This window comes from Phycicoccus sp. Soil802, assembly GCF_001429605.1.
Lineage (GTDB): Bacteria > Actinomycetota > Actinomycetes > Actinomycetales > Dermatophilaceae > Pedococcus.
On record NZ_LMSS01000001.1, the window covers coordinates 107,813 to 127,177 of the forward strand.

General features: G+C 71.4%; 16 protein-coding genes and 1 riboswitch. Of the genes, 11 read left to right on the forward strand and 5 right to left on the reverse strand.

Features of this window, described 5'->3' with window-relative positions:
* The first annotated feature begins 52 nt into the window (after positions 1-52).
* Entirely contained in the window at positions 53-1,624 is a 1,572-nt protein-coding gene (locus ASG91_RS00450; RefSeq protein WP_082593800.1) for a S8 family serine peptidase, read from the forward strand.
* Between the two features lie 135 nt (positions 1,625-1,759).
* Here ASG91_RS00450 and ASG91_RS00455 read toward each other — a convergent pair whose 3' ends face one another.
* Together ASG91_RS00455 and ASG91_RS00460 are read right to left on the reverse strand one after the other, a co-directional pair.
* The gene (locus tag ASG91_RS00455) at positions 1,760-2,194 is read right to left on the reverse strand and encodes a SufE family protein (RefSeq protein WP_056921185.1); all 435 of its coding nucleotides are present in this window, start codon (positions 2,192-2,194) and stop codon (positions 1,760-1,762) included.
* 46 nt (positions 2,195-2,240) lie between these two features.
* Positions 2,241-3,146: a sulfurtransferase gene (locus ASG91_RS00460; RefSeq protein ID WP_056920662.1), complete on the reverse strand. Its 906-nt coding sequence runs from the start codon at positions 3,144-3,146 to the stop codon at positions 2,241-2,243.
* A gap of 123 nt (positions 3,147-3,269) precedes the next feature.
* Here ASG91_RS00460 and ASG91_RS00465 point away from each other — a divergent pair, with 123 nt between their 5' ends.
* The 6 genes from ASG91_RS00465 (at position 3,270) to ASG91_RS00490 (ending at position 9,599) form a co-directional block, all read left to right on the forward strand.
* Positions 3,270-3,986 (forward strand): EcsC family protein, encoded by a 717-nt coding sequence (locus tag ASG91_RS00465; protein WP_056920663.1) that lies wholly within the window; start codon positions 3,270-3,272, stop codon positions 3,984-3,986.
* Between the two features lie 94 nt (positions 3,987-4,080).
* A complete protein-coding gene (locus tag ASG91_RS00470; RefSeq protein ID WP_056920664.1) occupies positions 4,081-4,464 on the forward strand; it encodes a YkvA family protein in 384 nt (127 codons plus the stop codon).
* Between the two features lie 166 nt (positions 4,465-4,630).
* The gene (locus tag ASG91_RS00475; protein ID WP_056920665.1) at positions 4,631-5,818 is read left to right on the forward strand and encodes a DUF4192 domain-containing protein; all 1,188 of its coding nucleotides are present in this window, start codon (positions 4,631-4,633) and stop codon (positions 5,816-5,818) included.
* Positions 5,819-5,906: 88 nt separating this feature from the next.
* Positions 5,907-6,017: riboswitch (SAM riboswitch) on the forward strand.
* A 17-nt stretch (positions 6,018-6,034) separates the two neighbouring features.
* Complete coding sequence (locus ASG91_RS00480; protein ID WP_056920666.1) at positions 6,035-7,171, forward strand: homoserine O-acetyltransferase; 1,137 nt, start codon at positions 6,035-6,037, stop codon at positions 7,169-7,171.
* 128 nt (positions 7,172-7,299) lie between these two features.
* The gene (locus tag ASG91_RS00485) at positions 7,300-7,701 is read left to right on the forward strand and encodes a universal stress protein (protein ID WP_056920667.1); all 402 of its coding nucleotides are present in this window, start codon (positions 7,300-7,302) and stop codon (positions 7,699-7,701) included.
* Between the two features lie 257 nt (positions 7,702-7,958).
* Entirely contained in the window at positions 7,959-9,599 is a 1,641-nt protein-coding gene (locus ASG91_RS00490) for an RNA polymerase sigma factor (RefSeq protein WP_056920668.1), read from the forward strand.
* A 119-nt stretch (positions 9,600-9,718) separates the two neighbouring features.
* On the opposite strand, the gene ASG91_RS00495 is transcribed toward ASG91_RS00490, so the two are convergent.
* The 3 genes from ASG91_RS00495 to ASG91_RS00505 are packed head-to-tail and all read right to left on the reverse strand — an operon-like array spanning position 9,719 to position 14,430.
* A complete protein-coding gene (locus tag ASG91_RS00495) occupies positions 9,719-12,106 on the reverse strand; it encodes a transglutaminaseTgpA domain-containing protein (protein ID WP_056920669.1) in 2,388 nt (795 codons plus the stop codon).
* Positions 12,103-13,365, reverse strand: a complete 1,263-nt coding sequence (locus ASG91_RS00500) for a DUF58 domain-containing protein (protein WP_056920670.1) — start codon at positions 13,363-13,365, stop codon at positions 12,103-12,105. The genes ASG91_RS00495 and ASG91_RS00500 overlap by 4 nt, the downstream gene beginning before the upstream one ends.
* A gap of 9 nt (positions 13,366-13,374) precedes the next feature.
* Positions 13,375-14,430 (reverse strand): AAA family ATPase, encoded by a 1,056-nt coding sequence (locus ASG91_RS00505; protein ID WP_369820381.1) that lies wholly within the window; start codon positions 14,428-14,430, stop codon positions 13,375-13,377.
* A 401-nt stretch (positions 14,431-14,831) separates the two neighbouring features.
* Here ASG91_RS00505 and mraZ point away from each other — a divergent pair, with 401 nt between their 5' ends.
* The 4 genes from mraZ to ASG91_RS00525 all read left to right on the forward strand — a co-directional run bounded on the left by mraZ (position 14,832) and on the right by ASG91_RS00525 (position 19,359).
* Complete coding sequence (gene mraZ / locus ASG91_RS00510) at positions 14,832-15,263, forward strand: division/cell wall cluster transcriptional repressor MraZ (RefSeq protein ID WP_056921187.1); 432 nt, start codon at positions 14,832-14,834, stop codon at positions 15,261-15,263.
* A gap of 255 nt (positions 15,264-15,518) precedes the next feature.
* Positions 15,519-16,529, forward strand: a complete 1,011-nt coding sequence (rsmH, locus tag ASG91_RS00515) for a 16S rRNA (cytosine(1402)-N(4))-methyltransferase RsmH (RefSeq protein WP_082592596.1) — start codon at positions 15,519-15,521, stop codon at positions 16,527-16,529.
* On the forward strand, positions 16,526-17,173 hold the full coding sequence (locus tag ASG91_RS00520) for a hypothetical protein (RefSeq protein WP_056920672.1): 648 nt from the start codon (positions 16,526-16,528) through the stop codon (positions 17,171-17,173). The genes rsmH and ASG91_RS00520 overlap by 4 nt, the downstream gene beginning before the upstream one ends.
* A 62-nt stretch (positions 17,174-17,235) precedes the next feature.
* Positions 17,236-19,359: a penicillin-binding protein 2 gene (locus ASG91_RS00525; protein WP_235545292.1), complete on the forward strand. Its 2,124-nt coding sequence runs from the start codon at positions 17,236-17,238 to the stop codon at positions 19,357-19,359.
* Positions 19,360-19,365: the final 6 nt, after the last annotated feature.

A 19,365-nucleotide genomic window follows, 5' to 3' on the forward strand; every position in this document is an offset into this window, starting at 1 on the left:
ACATTTCCGATCGGAACCCCAGTGACTCCATCCCCACCCAGGAGGAAAACCCATGCACCACCGTTCCCCGCACGGACGTGGCCTCGCCCTCGTGGCGGCTGGCGGCCTGTTCGCCGCGTCGCTGCTCGCGGCAGGAAGTGCCACCGCGTCACCGGCCGACGACACCGGCTCCAGCGCCGCGTCCACGACCACCACCACGACGACCGGCACGGCGCAGGACGCCTCGACGCCGGTGCCCGTGGTGACCCCCGACGGCTACCTCATGAGCTACGTCGTCAACGCCAAGGTGGCCAACCCCGGCCAGACGCGGCTCGTCGAGCGCGCCGTGGTCGCGTCCGGCGGCGTCGTCGTCCAGTCCTGGCCGCAGATCGGCGTCGTCGTCGCCCACTCCGACCGCGCAGCGTTCCGCACCGACGTGGTCCGCCTCGGCGGCAACGCCGTGAGCTCCGTGGGTGCGTCGCGCACCGCGGCCGTGAGCGAGGGCACCCCGGCCGACCTGTCGCCGTCCTGGGGGAACGGAGCCTCGGGCTACCAGAAGGGCCACGCCAAGCCCGCCAACGGCGACCTCTCCGACGCGTTGACCAGCGAGGCCGCCCCGGCCCCGGACCCGCGGGAGACCGAGCAGTGGGACCTGGTCCAGATCAAGGCCGACCAGGCCCACAAGATCACCGACGGTGACCGCTCGGTGGTCGTCGGCGTGCTCGACAGCGGCATCGACCCCGACCACCCGGACCTGGCCGCCAACATCGACGTCGCCGACTCGGTGAGCTGTGTCGGGGCCGGCCGTCCCGACCAGAGCGCGGGCGCGTGGTACCCGACGACCTCCGACCACGGCACGCACGTAGCCGGTACGGTCGGGGCGGCCCGCAACGGCACCGGCATCGTCGGGGTCGCCCCGAACGTGCGGATGGCGTCGGTCAAGGTCGTCAACGACGACGGGTTCATCTACCCGGAGTACGCGATCTGCGGCTTCATCTGGGCCGGCGAGCACAAGATGGACGTGACCAACAACAGCTACTACATCGACCCGATGGAGTACTGGTGCGGCGACCAGCCCGACCAGGCTGCCGTCCGCACGGCCGTCGAGCGGGCCGTCGCCTGGTCCACCGAGCAGGGTGTGGTGCACGCCGCCGCGGCGGGCAACTCCGCGAAGGACCTCGCCAACAAGACGACCGACAGCGCGAGCCCGAACGACACCAAGCCGATCACCCGGCAGATCAACAACGACTGCCTGGACATCCCCACCGAGCTCCCCGGAGTGGTCACCGTCTCCGCGACGAACCGCACCGAGCAGCTTGCGTCGTTCAGCAACCGTGGCCTGGGCGTCATCGACGTCGCGGCACCGGGTCGGACGATCCTGTCGACGATCGTCACCAACAACGGCTACGGCACCAAGAGCGGCACGTCGATGGCGTCGCCGCACGTCGCCGGTGTGCTCGCCCTGATGAAGTCGGTCCACCCGGACTGGACCCCGGCCCAGATGGTCGCCAAGCTGCGCGCCCAGGCCGACAACCGGGCCTGCTCCGCCCCTGAGGGTGGCACCAGCATCCCGTGCACCGGTCCGGCGACGGACAACAGCTACTTCGGCGACGGCATCGTGGACGCCCTCGACGCGGTGAGCTGACCGCCCACGCGTCTTCGCGCCAGGCTTCACCCGACAAAGGGCGGCTCCACCCCGGGAAGTTTCCGGGGTGGAGCCGCCCTTTATCGGGTCACCCGATAAAGTTGGGACTCGGGGGAGGGGCGCGGGAAACCGTTGCTAGGAGCGGGTTTTCAGGGCGACCTGGCGCTTGATCCGGCTCAGCATGCCGACCATGCCGCGCAGCCGCAGCGGTGAGACCGCCTCGCCCAGCGAGAACCGGTACGGCGCGTCCTCGGGCACCGCGAGCACCTCGTCGACGGTGAGCCCGTCGAGGCCCTCGTGCAGGATCCCGGCGAAACCCCGCGTGGTCGGCGCCTCCTGGGGGGCCGAGAAGAACAGGTGCACGGGGCGGTCTCCCGGTGAGTCCGCCGGGTCGTCCCCGACCTCCACGGCGAGGAAGATCGGCGACTGGCACTCGTGGACCTGTTCCATCTCACCCAGCCGACCGGCATACCTCTCCGGGAGCTCGGGCAGCCCCTCGCTGAACTCCAACAGCAGCTCCAGCCGTTGCGGCGCAAGGAGATCGGCGAAGTCGTCGGCGATCTCCTGCATCGCCGTCGGCAGCTCCGCTCGGGCCGTGTCCTGGGTCACCGGGGCCTCACTTCTCCACGGGCACGCGGACCGCGTTGCCCCACTCGGTCCACGACCCGTCGTAGTTGCGCACGGCGTCGAAGCCGAGCAGGTGGGTCAGCACGAACCACGTGTGCGACGAGCGCTCACCGATGCGGCAGTAGGCGATCGTGGGGTCGCTCGGCGAGAGCCCCTGCTCGGTGAGGTAGATGGCCTCGAGGTCCTCGCGGGACTTGAAGGTGCCGTCCTCGTTGGCCGCGCGGGCCCACGGCACCGACTTGGCGCCGGGGATGTGGCCGCCGCGCATGGCGCCCTCCTGCGGGTAGTCGGGCATGTGCAGCAGCTCGCCGGAGTACTCGCCGGGGGAGCGGACGTCGACCAACGGCCCCCCGAGGTGGGCCAGCACGTCGTCCTTGAACGCCCGGATCGGTGCGTCGTCACGCTCCACGATCGGGTATGCCGCGTCGCCGGACAGCGGCGTCACCTGCGGCACGTCCTTGGTCAGCTCGCGGCCCTCGGCGACCCACTTGGTGCGGCCGCCGTCGAGCAGCCGGACGTCCTCGTGGCCGAAGAGGCTCATCACCCACAGGGCGTAGGCCGCCCACCAGTTGTTCTTGTCGCCGTAGATGACGACGGTCGTGTCGCGCCCGACCCCGCGCGCCGACATGACGGACGCGAACTGCTCGGCGTCGACGTAGTCGCGCACGACGGGGTCGTTGAGGTCCTGGTGCCAGTCGAGCTTGAGCGCCCCAGGGATGTGGCCGGTCTCGTAGAGCAGCACGTCCTCGTCGGACTCGAGGACGACGACGCCGTCGGGGCCGCCGACCTTCCCGGCAGCGAGCTGCTCGGCCAACCACTCGGTGCTGACCAGCCGGTCGGGGTGGGCGTAGGCGGAGAAGGGGGACGGGTCGGTGGACGCAGCGGACTCAGGCATGTTCCAAGGCTAAACCTGCTGGTCATCGGGCCTCGTGGCAGGATGGCGAGCAGAGCCGTCAGGGCAGGTCACAGGGCCGGTCCGACGCAGGACAGGTCGCCGGACGACATCAGGGAGAGTGGCGTGGGGTTCCTCGGATTGGGCAAGGACGAGTCGGAGGTCGCACCGGCCTCGGCGCTCGAGCAGGCCAAGGCCGGGCGGGAGGACTCCGGGATGTTCGCCGGCGCGGTCACCGGGCTGATCGAGAGCCTCCTCGACGTGGGGATCGACGGCAAGGGCCCGTTCGACTCCGCCCAGAAGGTCGCCGACGTCAAGCGCGCCGAGAAGCCCGAGGCCGAGGAGGCCGTCGACGCCGTCGTGCGGGGCCACCTCAAGCTCGCTGCGGCCGGTGGCTTCGTGACGGGTCTCGGTGGCTTCATCACGCTGCCCGTCGCGCTGCCGGCCAACGTCGTCGAGTTCTACGTCGTGGCGACCCGCATGGTGGCCGCCATCGCGTCGCTGCGCGGCTACGACATCAAGCAGCCGGAGATCCGCTCGGCCGTGCTGCTGACCCTGGTCGGGGCCGATGCCGACGACCTGCTCAAGAAGGCCGGCGTGGCCTCGACCGGACGCCTCGCCAACCTCGCGGCCCAGCGCTTGCCGGGTCCGGCGATGATGGTGGTCAACAAGGCGGTCGGCTTCCGGCTGCTGTCGACCGCCGGCAAGAAGACGCTGACCAGGTTCGGCAAGGGAGTCCCGGTCATCGGCGGCGTCCTGGGAGCCGGTCTCGACGGGTTCCTCCTCAAGAAGATCGCCGACCACGCCCGGCACGAGTTCCCCCGCAGGAACACCGGGATCTGAGCGTGCTCGCGGCGCTGCGTGGGAATCACCACGGCCCTCGGGTCGTTGGCACCGTGTCCGGGCCAGCTGGCGTCCGGGAGCAAGGAGGACGTCCATGCCCATGAACCGATTCGGTGCCCTGCGCACCATCGCCACCGCGGTGCGTACCGCCACCCGTCCCGGGTCGCCCGGCATGGGCGAACGTCTGATGAGCCTGCCCAGGCTGTTCGCGGCCACCTTCCGCGGTGAGTATGCCGGGACCACCCGCGGGCGGCTGCTGATGGTCCTCGGGGCGGTCGCCTACGTCGTGTCCCCGATCGACCTGGTCCCCGAGCTGGCCCTGTCGGTGTTCGGGCTGGCCGACGACGCGGTCGTCGTCTCGTGGATCGCGGCGACCGTGGTCAACGAGACCGAGTCGTTCCTCGCGTGGGAGCGGCTGGACCCGACTGCCAAGGGCGCGGCCGCGCGCGAGACCGTCCAGGGCGACGTCCTGCGGTAGTGCGACGCGGGGCCTCTGGTCCCAGCGGCTCGAAGGGGCGGTACGGCGCGGATCCGGCGCCGTACCGCCCCTTCGCGGTGCACAGGGGTGCGCCCTGAGCCGTCCTGTCCACAGGGCTGCGGCACGACGGTGTCGGGTGACCGCACGGACGGGCACGGTGGGCCGCATGAACTCCATCAGGTTGCGCAGCCCCGGCGACGTCGTCGCCGTCCTGCCCTACCAGCTCGGCTACCACCCGCACGACTCGCTGGTCGTCGTCGCGCTCCGCGACCGGGCCGTCGTCCTGGTCGAGCGGGTCGACCTGCCCACGGCTGCAACGGCTGACGAGGCGTCGCGGATGCTGGTCCCGCCGCTGCTGCACGAGGAGCCTGATGCGGTCCTGCTCGTCGCCTACGAGACGCGCAGGGGCGCGGGCCGGCCTGCGCTCGACGCGGTCCGCGGTCACCTGCTCCGGGCGGGGGTGCAGGTGCTCGACCGGGTGGTGGTGCGGGACGGCCGGTGGTTCGCCGTCGACTGCGTCTCGGGGTGCTGTCCTGCCGGTGGTTCGCCGGTCCCTGCACCGGCTGACACGCCCGCGGTGGCCGAGTTCGTCGGCATCGGTGTCGCGCCGCTGCCCGGTCGGGGAGCGCTCGCGGCCCTGGTGGCCGCAGACCCCGATCGCGCCGGGCCCGTGGCGGCTGCCGTGGCCGAGCGGACCGCCCGCGCCGAGCGGACCGCCCGCGCCGAGCGGACCGCCCGCGCCGAGCGGACCGCCCGGGCCGGGCGCTCCGCCCGGCCACAGGGCACCGCCCGGGCCGAGCGCACCGGCAACGGCCGGGGCCTGGGCCGGGCTGCGCACCGGTTCGAGGCGTTGTCCGCCTGGGCTCTGGCGCTGGGGCTCCGGGGCACCGGGGACGACCAGCTGACGGTGGAGGCGTTGCGTCCCGACCAGGTCGCGCTGCTCGTCGACAGCCTCCGGGACCTCGAGCTCCGCGACGCCCTGGTGGCGTGGCTGTGCCCGGGGTCGCTGCCTGCGGACTGCCTGTCGCCCGACGTGGTCGATGCAGTGCGCACCTGCCTACCTCGGCCGGACACCGATCGTCGCGACCAGGGTGCGGCGCTGGCGGGGAGGCGACACCTGGTCCGGCTCCAGCACCTGGTCAGGGCCGTCCCCGACGAGCATGCCGCGGCCCCGCTCACGGTGCTGGCGAACCTTGCGTGGTGGCTGGGCGACGGCGCGCTGGCGAGGACCTGCCTGGAGCGCGCGCTGGAGGCCTCGCCCGGCTACCGGTTGGCGCTGCTGCTCGAGCGGATGCTCGATCTCGGGGTCCGCCCGGGCGGCGGGGTCGCTCGAGACGACGCACGGGCGGGGTGAGCGAGCGAGCCGTGGTGGCCGACGGTGCGCACGTCCACGCAGCGGACGCGGCGGACAGCGGGGGGCCCGCCTCGTATGATGAGCGGCAGGTTATGAGTCCCAGCGCCAAGCCCCGGCTTGCTGGGCGGCAACCCTCCTCGCGGTGGGGTGCCCCGGGTGAAGACCCGGCCGACCCTCACCTGGGCGGCAAGCGCGAGCGCCACAGGAGCAGTTTCGATGACCACGACCTCCCCACCACAGGCCACCTCCGGGGCGTGGCGGGACGGCGACCCGGTCGGCCGACGCCAGTTCGTCGACCTCGGCGCGGTCGAGCTCGAGCGCGGGGGTGTGCTGCCCGCTGTCCGGGTGGCCTACGAGACCTGGGGCGAGCTGAACGCCGCCGGCGACAACGCCGTCCTCGTGGAGCACGCCCTCACCGGGGACAGCCACGTCGACGGGCCGACCGGTCCCGGTCACCCCACCCCCGGGTGGTGGGACGGCCTCGTCGGGCCGGGCAAGCCCCTCGACTCCGACCGCTACTTCGTCGTGGCCGCCAACGTGCTGGGCGGCTGCCAGGGCAGCACCGGGCCCTCGAGCCCCGCGCCGGACGGCAGGCCGTGGGGCAGCCGCTTCCCGTTCATCACGGTCCGCGACCAGGTGCAGACCGAGGCCCTGCTGGCCGACGCCCTCGGGGTCGACCGCTGGCACACGGTCCTCGGCGGCTCGATGGGGGGCATGCGTGCGCTCGAGTGGGCCGTCACCCACCCCGAGCGGGTCGGCACGGCGATCGTGCTGGCCAGCACGGCATACGCGACCGCGGAGCAGATCGGCTGGTGCCAGGCCCAGCTGCTGGCCATCCGCGCCGACACGCACTTCCACGGCGGCGACTACTACGAGCACGTCACCGGGCCCGAGACCGGGCTGGGGATCGCCCGGCGCATCGCGCACGTCACCTACCGCAGCGAGCTCGAGCTGCACGAGCGCTTCGGTCGCCAGCCGCAGCAATCCGAGGACCCGCTGGGTGGCCGCGGTCGGTATGCCGTGGAGTCCTACCTCGACCACCACGCCGGCAAGCTGGCCGGCCGCTTCGACGCGAACTCCTACGTGGTCCTCACCGAGGCGATGAACTCGCACGACATCGGTCGCGGTCGTGGGGGAGTGGCGGCAGCGCTCGAGCGGGTGACCGCCGACCTCGTCGTGGTGGCCGTCGACTCGGACCGGCTCTACCCCCCGAGGCTGTCGCACGAGATCGCCGACGCGGTCCCCGGGACGGCGCTTCACACGGTCCACTCCGACTACGGCCACGACGGCTTCCTGATCGAGATCGAGCAGGTCGGTGCGATCGTGGCGAAGGTGCTCGCTGGCCCTGCCTGACCCGGGGATTTCCGGTACGGTCGGCGCAGCGGCTGCCGCCGCTCAGGCACCTGGTCGGAGCAACGAGGCTCCGGTCGACAGTGCCCCGGCCGAATCTCGGCCGACCAAGAGACCGTAGGAGGTCCCCCGTGGCCATCGTTGTTGGATACGTCCCGACGAAGGAAGGTCGCGCGGCCCTGCGTCGCGCTGCTGACGAGTCCCTGCTTCGCAAGTCGAAGCTCATCGTCATCAACTCCCAGCGTGGTGGGCGCGACTTCGACGGTGAGGAGGCCAACCGCTTCGAGACCGAGCTCAGGCGCATCCAGGGCGAGCTCGACGAGGAGGGTCTGGAGCACGAGGTGCGCCAGCTGGTGCGGGGCAACGAACCGGCCGAGGACCTCATCGCGGTCGCCGAGGAGGAGAACGCCGACTTCATCGTCATCGGGCTGCGTCGACGCACCCCGGTCGGCAAGCTGATCCTGGGCTCCAACGCCCAGCGCATCCTGCTCGATGCCTCCTGCCCGGTGCTGGCCGTCAAGGCTGACGACTGACCAAGCAGTCCGATCGGCCCGCTCCTGCCGTCGACCACCGGTGTCGCCGCGACCATCGGCGTCATCCGTGGCGCCGATGCGGGATCTGGGGGCATCTCGTTTTACAATGTCACCAACGAGGTCTCGACGGGTCAGCCCGAGCGGTCTCCGCAATACTTCCACTCCCGCCGTTGTTGTCACAGACATCCCCTCAAAGCATGGCTGTGATGACGTGCGCCGTGCCGCGAGTCCGCGACGAAAGGTAGTCCGTGTCGCCTGTGTCCAAGAAGGCTGCGAGCCCCGCACCGTCTCTCCCCCAGGAGTTCTCCCACCCCGCGCTGCAGAAGCTGCTCAAGCAGGGCCGTACCAACGGCTCCGTGGACAGCGCGCAGCTGCGTGACGCCCTCGAGGGGGCCGAGATCGCCCCGAAGAGGATGAAGGCCGTGCTGCGTTCGCTGGACGAGCAGGGGATCCACGTGACCCTCGACTCGGCGACCGCCTCGCGTGCGGTGGCTGCGACCAGCACCCGCAAGAAGACGGCCACCGCGCCGGCCAAGAAGGCTGCCCCCAAGACCGCCGCGGCGACCAAGACCGCGACCAAGGTCGAGGCGAAGGCCGAGGAGAAGGCCCCGGCCAAGGCGACCGCGGCCAAGACCGCCACCAAGGCGGCGAAGGCTGCTCCGGCCAAGGCGACCACGACGAAGAAGGCGGCCGCTGCCGCCGCAGGCGAGTCCGCACCAGCCGCCAAGAAGACGGCTGCGAAGGCCGGGGCGAAGACCGCCAGCAAGACGGCCGCCCCGGGCGCCGCAGCCGACGAGGCCGCCGCCACCGGAGACGACGAGGTCGTCGATGCCGAGCCGACCGAGGTGGTCGAGTCCGAGCTCGAGGACGTCGTCGTCGAGGACGACGCCGACGACGACAAGAAGGACGAGGAGTCCGAGGGCGCAGGCTTCGTCCTGCGCGACGACGACGAGGACGACGCACCGGTGCAGCAGGTCGTCACCGCGGGCGCCACCGCCGACCCGGTCAAGGACTACCTCAAGCAGATCGGCAAGGTCGCCCTCCTCAACGCCGAGCAGGAGGTCGAGCTCGCCAAGCGCATCGAGGCCGGCCTGTTCGCCGAGGAGCGCCTCAACTCCGGCGACAAGATCGAGATGAAGCTCAAGCGCGAGCTCTGGTGGATCGCCCAGGACGGCAAGAAGGCCAAGAACCACCTGCTCGAGGCCAACCTGCGGCTCGTGGTCTCGCTGGCCAAGCGCTACACCGGCCGCGGCATGCTCTTCCTCGACCTGATCCAGGAGGGCAACCTGGGTCTGATCCGTGCGGTCGAGAAGTTCGACTACACCAAGGGCTACAAGTTCTCGACCTACGCGACGTGGTGGATCCGCCAGGCGATCACCCGCGCGATGGCCGACCAGGCCCGCACCATCCGCATCCCGGTGCACATGGTCGAGGTCATCAACAAGCTGGCCCGCGTGCAGCGCCAGATGCTCCAGGACCTCGGGCGCGAGCCCACCCCGGAGGAGCTCGCCAAGGAGCTCGACATGACCCCGGAGAAGGTCGTCGAGGTCCAGAAGTACGGTCGCGAGCCGATCTCCCTGCACACCCCCCTGGGTGAGGACGGCGACAGCGAGTTCGGTGACCTCATCGAGGACTCCGAGGCCGTCGTGCCTGCCGACGCGGTCAGCTTCACACTGCTGCAGGAGCAGCTGCACTCCGTGCTCGACACGCTGTCCGAGCGCGAGGCCGGGGTCGTCTCGATGCGGTTCGGCCTCACCGACGGCCAGCCGAAGACGCTCGACGAGATCGGCAAGGTCTACGGCGTGACCCGTGAGCGGATCCGCCAGATCGAGTCCAAGACGATGAGCAAGCTGCGCCACCCGAGCCGCAGCCAGGTGCTGCGCGACTACCTGGACTGAGCAAGGCAGTACGTCGGTTGGTCCGTGCACGCTGGACTGACGCGGCATACCAAGGCAGTGACCAAAGGCCCCGAGACCATCTCGGGGCCTTTCGTCATCGCGGTATGCCGTCCAGCGAGCTAGGCGCGGTAGTCGCGGCGCGCGTCGCGCCAGTCCTGGAACCGGTCGAGCGGGCGCCGCACCAAGCGAGCGACGGCGGCGCGCCGGTCGCGCCACTCGAGCAGGCCCTCGGTCGGCCACCAGGTGGCGCGCAGCCGGTCCTTGCGGCGGCGCACGCCGGAGACGGCCTTGACGACGGTCTGGGTGTCGACGCGGATGTCGGTGACGGTCGACCCCGGTGGGGCGTAGCGCGAGGTCTCCACCCCGGAGACGACCCGGCGCAGCGCCTCGGTCTGCTCACCCTCGAGGTAGGCCTCCCGCTGGTAGAACCGGCCGGCCTGACGCGGGGTGCTGCCGCGGGGCGGGATGACGCCGAGGTCGCCGATCCGCTCGGTCATCGCCTGCCACTCGATCTCGACCCGGGTCGACTCGTCCGGAGCGTGCCGCAGCCTGCGGCGGAACCGGCTCCGGGCGGCGAGGGGGACGGCCAGCGAGCCGAACAGGCCGATCACGATCCCGAGCAGGACCCACAGCACCAGGGTGCGGGTCTGCGGACCGAACCAGCTCGCGAACCCCGAGTCGCTCCCGGTGGTCCTGGTCGGGTCGGTGGCTCCGGGGTCGTTGCGGCCCTCCGGGCGGGTCGGGCTCGCGGTGGCTCCACCCGTCGCGGTGCTGGTCGAGGTCGGGTCGGTGCCGGGGGTGGTCGGCGCCAGCGAGTAGGGCGGGGCGACCGTGCTCTGCGTGCCGGACGGCGTGGGTTCGAACCGGAGCCAGCCGATGCCCTCGAAGTACAGCTCGGGCCAGGCGTGCGCGTCGGAACCCCGCACCGTGTAGGTCCCGCGGTCGGCCGTGCCGGGCAGGAAGCCGATCGCCATGCGCGCGGGGATCCCGGCCTCGCGCGCCATCATCACCATCGCCGTGGCGAACTGGACGCAGTAGCCGACCTTGCTGCGCAGGAAGAGCGTGATCGGGTCGGGCGCCTCGTCCTGGCCGAACTCGTTCTTCACCGTCTCGGGGAGCTCGAGGGAGTACCGGAACCCCCCGTCGGTGCGCAGGTACTTCTGGATCGCCCGCGCCGCCTCGATGCGACTGGCGTCCGGGGGCACGACCTCACCGACCGTCTTGCTGATGATCTCCTGCGACTCGGGGTCGACCCGCAGGTCCTCGCGCAGGAAACCACCCGTCGGTCCCTGCCTCGACTGGGCGAGGGACGCCTGGGTCGGGTTGAGGGCGAGGTAGGTGAAGCTGTAGGAGCTGACCGAGCGGTTGACGACGGCGACCGAGGTGTTCCGGTCCAGGCCCCAGCTGACCCGGCCGAGGTCGGCGGTCACCAGTGGAGTGGGCGCGGCGATCTGCGGGGCCTCGAGCCGGGAGTCCTCGACCGAGATCCGGTAGGTCTCCCGGGGCACGTCGTCGCCGAGCTCGCTGGGCAGGGGCACCGAGCTCTGCCGGCCGTAGTCGACCTCGTCGCGCTCGGGCCGCCAGCTGTCGCCCTGGTAGTTCTCGAGCACCCCGACCCGCAACGGCGTCAGGATGGCGGCGTTGGTGGTGTAGCTGAGGACCGGCGCCTTCGACAGGGTCTTGAGGCTCTTGGTCAGGTCGAGGGTGGACTTCAGCCCGACCTGGCCGTCGCTGAACCCGGTGGCCTCATTGGAGCGGCCCAGGCCGTCGATGAGGTAGCGGGTCGGGAAGTGCGGGATGACCACCGGCACGACGACCGCGGCCACGAGCCCGGCGACGGCCAGGCTCCGACCCACGGCGGCATAGCCGTAGGCCCCGTCGTGGTCGTCGGTGTTCCGGCGCCCGGTGGTGCTCATCGGCACGGTGGTGCTCCACCGCCGGAGCGAGGCGATTCCCTGCCGCCCCAGCATGAGCAGCCACAGGCCTCCGGACGCCACGAAGAACATCGGGTGCAGGGAGTTCCCCGAGTTGGAGGCCGAGATGAGGAAGGCGGTCAGCAGGGGCAGCCCGGCCAGAGCAGGGGACCGTCGCATCACTGCGAGGTGGTCGACGATGACCGCGACCACGCCGATCGCCAGGCCGATGGCCAGCGTGATGCCGCGGCCGGTCGGGGCGGGTGCGGCGTAGTTCTGGATCGTCTCCCGGGCCTCGATGAGCAGGTTGTTGAAGGCGAGGACGGTGTCGGGGTAGGGCAGGCCGTACCAGAGGTGGCCCCGCCCGTAGATCCAGCCCGCGGCCAGGACGACCCCCACCAGCTGGGCACCGGCGACGGCGACCCAGGAGCTGGTGAGCATCCGGCCCACCACCCCGACCACGACGACGGCGAGCACCATGGCCAGGGTCGGGCGGATCCAGGTGCTCGGCGTGAAGAGGGTGGTCAACGGCCAGGCGACGACGGCGGAGCAGGCGCCCGCGATCAGCGAGTCGGCGAGCCGTCCGCGGGTCATGCCACACCCACCCGGCTGGTCGACCCGGAGAGCACTCCCCAGACCGAGGGCAGGTCGTCACCGGCGCCGACGACGGTCACCGTCCAGCCGGCACCGCGCAGCACGGGCACGCAGGCGAGCTCGTCGCTGCTGCCGGGCCGGTGTCGCCTGGTGGCGGTGAAGCCGTCGGGGTCCAGCACGATGGCCAGCGCGGTCCCGCCGGGCTGGCGCAGCGAGGCCACCCGCCGGGCGAGCTCCTCGTCGAGGTCGGTGACGACGGCCAGGACCAGGCCGCCGGAGGCGGTCACCGGGTGGGCGGACTGGAGGACGTCGGCGAACTGGTCGTCCGAGCCGGTCTCGGCCATCGCCAGCACGTCGAGCAGCGGGTCGACCTCCATCGCGCTGGCAGCCCGGCTGTCCTCGGCGGTCTCGTCGCTGATGAGGTGCACGGCATACCCCTGGTCGATCAGGTGCGCTGCGACGGAGGCGCACGCGGTCACGCCCCACTCGAACGAGCCGGAGGTGCCCGAGCCGTGGTGCCCGCGGGCTCGTGAGTCGAGGACGATCGCGGCGCGGCGGCGCGCGGGTCGGTCCTCCTGGCGGACCATCAGCTCGCCGGTCTTGGCGGTCGCCGGCCAGTGGATGCGACGCAGGTCGTCGCCGTCGCGGTAGGACCGGATCGACACGTCGTCCTCGCCGTGCAGGGCGACCATGTGGGGGATCGCACCCTCGGCGCCGACCCCGCTGCCCGGGGGCTGCCCACCACCGAGCGGCACGATCTTGGGCAGCACCAGGATGTCGCTGGACCCCGAGATGGCCGCCACGCGGGTGCTCAGGCCGAACGGGTCACGCAACCGCACGCCGAGGGGCCCCAGCCGGTGCCGGCCCCGCACGTGGGAGCGCACCGAGTAGTGCACCTCCTGCCGGTCGCCGCGGCGCAGACGTGGCACGACGAAGCGCGGCCGGTCGCCGAGGGCGTAGTCGAGCTGCTCCTCGGCCATCAGCAGGGGGCTGGCTCCTCCGCCGGCGTTCTCGATGGCCAGCGTGACCAGGGACTGCTCGTCGACCTGGATGCGCCCGGGCACCGCGGTGCGCTCGAGCGCGAACCGCAGGTCGTGCCGGCGCATCAGCAGACCGCTGAGGAGGGGGAGCGCGACGAGCAGCACACCGATCCGGGTGAGGTCGGTGAAGCCGAGCCCGATCCCGCACAGCACCAACGTGATTCCCGCCGCGACGAACGCACGGCCTCGGGTCGTGAGCAGGTCTCGGAGTCGACGCACGGCCGCCCCTCAGCGGCCGGAAGCCGGGACGGGCACCCGCCGCATGAGGTCCTGCAGGACCTCCCCGGTGCTGCGCCGTGCGAGCTGCGTCTCACCGGTGGGGATGATGCGGTGGGCCAGCACCGGCAGCACGATCGACTGGACGTCGTCCGGCAGGACGTGGTCGCGTCCCTCGAGCGCGGCGTGCGCACGGGCTGCGCGGAGCATGTGCAGGGTCGCACGCGGCGAGGCCCCGAGCCGCAGGGCCGAGCTCGAGCGGGTGGCGGCCGACAGGTCCACGACGTACTGCTTGATCGCGTCGCTGGTGAACACCGAGCGCACCGCCCGGACCATCGCCGAGACGGTCGCGGCGTCGGTGACCGGCTGCAGCGTCTCCAGCGGCGAGACCTGGCCGTGGCTGTCGAGCATCGCGACCTCGGCGCGCGAGGACGGGTACCCGAGGGAGATCCGGGCCATGAAGCGGTCGCGCTGGGCCTCGGGGAGGGGGTAGGTGCCCTCCATCTCGATGGGGTTCTGGGTCGCCATCACGATGAACGGCTTGGGCAGGTCGTAGGTCTGGCCGTCGACCGTGACCTGGCCCTCCTCCATCGACTCGAGCAGGGCCGACTGGGTCTTGGGTGAGGCCCGGTTGATCTCGTCACCGACCACGACGTTCGCGAAGATCGCACCCGGCCGGAACTCGAAGTCGCGCACGTCCTGGTTGAACACGCTGACGCCGGTGATGTCGCTGGGCAGCAGGTCGGGGGTGAACTGCACCCGTCGCACTGAGCAGTCGATCGACCGGGCCAGGGTCTTGGCCAGCATGGTCTTGCCGACTCCGGGCACGTCCTCGAGCAGGAGGTGGCCCTCGGCGAGCAGCACGGTGATCGCCGTGTGCACGACGTCCGGCTTGCCCTCGATGACGGTGTTGATCGCCCGAGCCAGCCGCCCGGCGACCTCGGTCACCTGCCCCAGGGAGGCGGGCGACCCCGCGGGGAGGGAGAGCAGGCTCTCCGGCTTGGTGGTGCCCACGGGTGTCGTGGGTGCTGCCTGCGTGATGCCGTCGTCCTCGTGCCTGGCTTGCACCGGATGTCCTTCCGTCGTCCCCATGGCCGCCACGTTGCGTCCCGTCCGGGTGGTCGCTCGATCTTCCCCCACAACGCACCACCAAAACAGGGGGTATGCCGTGTCGTGACCTGTGAAGTCCGCTCGACCAGTCGTCCGGCGCCGCGGCGCCGCCGGATGCGAGCTCCCGGGGATGCCTGGCGCGCTCGTGGCCGGCCTTGGCGGCGGAGCCACGAGCCCCTGTGCGGCTCGGTTCTGGGAATTCCACACCACTTTCCACCACCCCTCTGACCTGCTAAAACATCGAACTAGGTGGGGGAATTGCGCCAAAGTGGCTGACCTGGCGGGTAACGGTGGAGTAAAGTGGGGGAAACGAGAGGGCCGTGGGGTCCTCGACCGGGTCGGCAGGGGAGGTGGGCGCGATGTTTCTCGGGACGCACAGCCCCCGACTCGACGACAAGGGCCGCCTGTTCCTGCCCGCCAAGTTCCGCGACCGGATGTCCGACGGGCTGGTCGTGACCAGGGGCCAGGAGCGCTGCCTCTACGTCTTCCCGATGGACGAGTTCCTGAAGGTGACCCAGCAGATGCAGGCGGCGCCCACCACGAGCAAGGCGGTCCGCGACTTCACCCGTGTCTTCCTCTCGGGCGCCTCCGACGAGGTGCCGGACAAGCAGGGCCGCGTCACGATCCCGGCCAACCTGCGCGCCTACGCGGGGCTGACCCGCGAGTGCACCGTCATCGGCGCCGGCTCCCGCGTCGAGGTCTGGGACACGAGCGCCTGGAACGCCTACCTCGAGTCCACCGAGCAGGGCTTCTCCGACCAGTCCGAGGAGGTCATCCCCGGACTCCTCTGACCCTGCCCCTGACCCAGCCCAACCCTTCTCACTGCAGTGCCCCTGGAGCCAGGTCTCCAGCCGCTTCGCTTCCCGGGACGACTTCCCCCGCCCCGGGCCGCATCCCTTGGAGCGGATGGAGACCTGACCGCAGGGCCACCCCAGCGCCGAGCCGAGCACCAGACCAGCAGCGCACCACCCGCAGCACCGCACCGAGACCACGCAGCACCAGCACCGAGACCACGCAGCACCAGCACCGTCCAGCAGGAGATGTCGATGAACGCACGAGGAATGGCCGCCGACCGGCACGTTCCCGTGCTTCGCGACCGAATCGTCGAGCTGCTGGCCCCGGCCCTCGAGGCGCCCGGCGCCGTCTACCTCGACGGCACCCTGGGCATGGGCGGCCACGCCGAGGCCATCCTCGAGCGCTGCCCCACTGCGCTCGTCGTGGGCATCGACCGCGACCAGGAGGCGCTGGGCCTCGCGGCCGAGCGGCTCGAGCCGTATGCCGGTCGCGTCACCTTCGTGCACGCCGTGTACGACGACGTGCCGCGGGCCCTCGAGGAGGCGGGCGTGGACCACGTCGACGCCGCCCTCTACGACCTGGGGGTGTCCTCGCTCCAGCTCGACGAGGCCGACCGCGGCTTCTCGTACAGCCAGGACGCACCACTCGACATGCGGATGGACCAGTCGGCCGGGCTCACCGCCGCCGAGGTGCTCAACACCTACGACGCGAGCGATCTCGAGGCGGTGCTGCGCGACTTCGGCGAGGAGCGGTTCGCCCGCAAGATCGTCGCGGCGATCGTCCGCGAGCGCGAGGCCGAGCCGTTCACCACCTCCGGCCGACTCGTCGACCTGCTCAAGAAGGTGGTGCCGGCCGCGTCGCAGAAGAGCGGGGGACACCCGGGCAAGCGCACCTTCCAGGCGCTGCGCATCGAGGTCAACGCCGAGCTGTCGGTCTGGGCGGCCGCCCTGCCGAACGCGATCGACGCCCTGGCGGTCGGTGGCCGCATCGCGGTCCTGTCGTACCACTCGCTCGAGGACCGGATCACCAAGCGCGTCCTCACCGCCGGCGCCAAGGGCAGCAGCCCCCAGGGGCTCCCGGTCGAGCTCCCCGAGCACGCGGCATACCTGCGGCTGCTGACCCGCGGCGCCGAAGAGGCGAGCGCCGAGGAGCAGGCCAGCAACCCCCGATCCGCCTCGGTGCGCCTGCGCGCCGCCGAGCGCACCCGAAGCACTCCTGCCACCGCTACCAACCGCAGCACCACGAAGGGAACGCACCGATGAGCCAGCAGACTGCGACGGCGAGGGTCGCATCTCGGGCACCTGCCCGGAGGGTCGCCCCTCCGCAACCGCTGCGGGTCGTCCCGGCCGCCGTCGGGCACCCGGGCAACGGCGTCTTCGCCGCGCTGTGCATGACCCTGTTGTGCGCGGGGCTGGTCGGGCTGCTCATGCTCAACACCGCCATGGCCGAGGGGTCGTTCACCCTCCACAACCTGCAGTCCACCTCCGGCGAGCTCGCCGACACCCAGGACGCGCTGACCCAGGCCATCGACGCCCAGCGCAGCCCCGCGCACCTCGCGACGCGGGCGACCCGGCTCGGCATGGTCCCGGCCGACTCCGCCGCCTTCCTGCGCCTCTCGGACGGCAAGGTCCTCGGCGTGGCGAAGCCGGCCAAGAAGGACCGCGGCTTTACCGTGGTGACGGCTCCTGCGGTGGCTTCGGCCAAGGCAGTGCAGGCAGGGACGACCAAGCGCACCGAGCCGTCGACCCGCGTCACGAAGAAGGGGGATGTGACGACGACGACCGTGGTGGTCACCAAGCCCGACGGCTCGGTCCAGACCACCGTGACGAGTGTCAACGCCAAGACCAAGACGACGACGAGCACCACGACCACCAAGGCGAAGCAGCCGGTCACCCCCGTTCGCTGACCCGAGCGCACCACACCCCCGACCACCCTCACCGACACCCAGGACAGGACGCGAGGTACCCAGTGACGCAGACCCGAGGCAGCCGCCCCGGAGCCCCGCGCCCCACTGCGTCCTCGGGTCCGCGCCCGGCCCGCGCCGGCGCGCCACACCCCAAGGCCGGTGACCCGCGCAGCACGGCGGCGCGCAGGCCGCCCGGTGCCGGCCAGGCCCCCACGCCGGGCCCGAAGGCCACCAAGCCCACCAAGGCCACCAGACCCACCAAGCCGAAGCCGGCCAAGCCGGTCAGGGCCGCATCGGCCAAACCGGCCCGCGCGGGCCAGCGACCGGCCTCGCCGCCGCGCCCGCCGGGTCGGCGGAAGGTCAGCCTCGACGGGTCCAGCCCGCGTCGCCGGATGCGCACCATGACGGTCGCGGTCCTGTTCATCTTCAGCATCTTCGGCGCCCAGCTGCTGCGCCTGCAGGGCTTCGACGCCTCGGCGGTCTCCAAGGACGCGCAGTCGTCGCGCACGGCGACGATCCCGCTGCCCGCCCTGCGTGGCTCGATCACCGACCGCAACGGCACCATCCTCGCCTCGAGCATCGAGCGACGCACCGTGACCGTCGACCAGACGGCGGTGCCCTTCTACAAGAAGACCGTCAACGGAAAGCTCAAGACGGTGGGCGTGGCCGGTGCCGCAGCCGACCTGTCGCCACTGCTCGGCATCCCGGTGGCCACCCTCACCAAGGAGCTGACCGGCGAGGCGAAGTACCGCATCCTGCAGAAGAACGTCACGCCGCTCAACTGGCGCAAGATCTCCGAGCTCGGCGTCAACGGGATCTACTCCGAGGCGACCTCCGACCGCGTCTACCCGACCTCGACCGCGGCCTCGGCCCTGGTCGGCTTCGTCCAGTCGGACGGCTCGGCGGGTGGCGGGCTCGAGGTCCTGATGGACAAGACCCTCAAGGGCAAGTCGGGCAAGACCATCTTCGAGCAGTCCCAGGACGGCCGGCCGATCCCCAACGCGCGCCAGGAGACGATCAACCCGGTGCCCGGTCGTGAGGTGCAGCTGACGATCGACTCCGACCTGCAGTGGTTCGCCCAGAATGCCGTGGCGCAGAAGGTGATCGAGACCCAGGCCCTCTCCGGGACCGTGGTCGTCGAGAACGTCAAGACCGGCGAATTGCTCGCCGTCGCGTCCTACCCGACCTTCGACCCCAACCAGCCCGGGCAGTCCAGCGCGAACTGGACCAACAAGGCGTTCAACGACGTCTACGAGCCCGGCTCGACCGGCAAGGTGATGACCGCCGCCGCCGCGATCGAGCAGGGCGTGGTCACGCCGTCGACCGTGGTCGAGGTGCCCAACCGGATCCGGCGCGCGGCCACCGAGTTCAAGGACAGCCACGACCACCCGACCGAGTACCTCACCTTCGCCGGGGTCCTCGCGCAGTCGAGCAACATCGGCACCATCCTGGCCGGCGAGAAGGTCAAGGCGTCGACGATGTACGACTACTTCAAGAAGTTCGGCCTGGGCCAGACCTCGGGGATGGGGTTCCCCGGTGAGGGGCCCGGCCTGCTGACCAACGTCAAGGACTGGAACGGCTCGCAGCGCTACACGGTGCTCTTCGGTCAGGGCCTGTCGGTCAACGCCCTGCAGGCCGCCGGGGTCTTCCAGACGATCGCCAACAACGGCGTCCGGATCCCCCCGCGGATCGTGGCCGCGACCGGTGACGGCAAGGGTGGTTTCACGCCTGCGGAGAAGCCGGCTCCGGTGAAGGTGGTCTCGCCCGAGACGGCCAAGCAGGTGCGCGACATGCTCGAGGGCGTCGTCGGCAAGGAGGGCACCGCGCCCGAGGCCAAGATCCCCGGCTACCGCGTGGCCGGCAAGACGGGCACCGCCGACCGCTACGACGCGCGGGTCGGTGGCTACTCGGGCAAGACCGCCAGCTTCATCGGGTTCGCTCCGGCCGACGACCCCGAGATCGTCGTCGCGGTCACGCTGCAGCGGCCGATCAAGGGCTACTTCGGTGGCGTGGTCGCCGGCCCGGTGTTCCACGACGTGATGACCTACGCGCTGCAGGAGCTCCAGATCCCGCCGACCGGCACGACCTCCCCGGTGGCGAAGATCCGCGTCGACAAGACCCCGGCCGCGGGTGACACCACCGTGCTCCGCGACCGGAGGTCTGGCGCATCCGGCGCGTCCCACTGACGGTAG

Coding starts and splice junctions, on each gene's coding strand:
- ASG91_RS00450 (WP_082593800.1), top strand. CDS start 53: ATGCACCACCGTTCCCCGCACGGACGTGGCCTCGCCCTCGTGGCGGCT.
- ASG91_RS00470 (WP_056920664.1), top strand. CDS start 4,081: ATGCCCATGAACCGATTCGGTGCCCTGCGCACCATCGCCACCGCGGTG.
- mraZ (WP_056921187.1), top strand. CDS start 14,832: ATGTTTCTCGGGACGCACAGCCCCCGACTCGACGACAAGGGCCGCCTG.
- ASG91_RS00455 (WP_056921185.1), bottom strand. CDS start 2,194: ATGCAGGAGATCGCCGACGACTTCGCCGATCTCCTTGCGCCGCAACGG.
- ASG91_RS00480 (WP_056920666.1), top strand. CDS start 6,035: ATGACCACGACCTCCCCACCACAGGCCACCTCCGGGGCGTGGCGGGAC.
- ASG91_RS00460 (WP_056920662.1), bottom strand. CDS start 3,146: ATGCCTGAGTCCGCTGCGTCCACCGACCCGTCCCCCTTCTCCGCCTAC.
- ASG91_RS00475 (WP_056920665.1), top strand. CDS start 4,631: ATGAACTCCATCAGGTTGCGCAGCCCCGGCGACGTCGTCGCCGTCCTG.
- ASG91_RS00520 (WP_056920672.1), top strand. CDS start 16,526: ATGAGCCAGCAGACTGCGACGGCGAGGGTCGCATCTCGGGCACCTGCC.
- ASG91_RS00495 (WP_056920669.1), bottom strand. CDS start 12,106: ATGACCCGCGGACGGCTCGCCGACTCGCTGATCGCGGGCGCCTGCTCC.
- rsmH (WP_082592596.1), top strand. CDS start 15,519: ATGAACGCACGAGGAATGGCCGCCGACCGGCACGTTCCCGTGCTTCGC.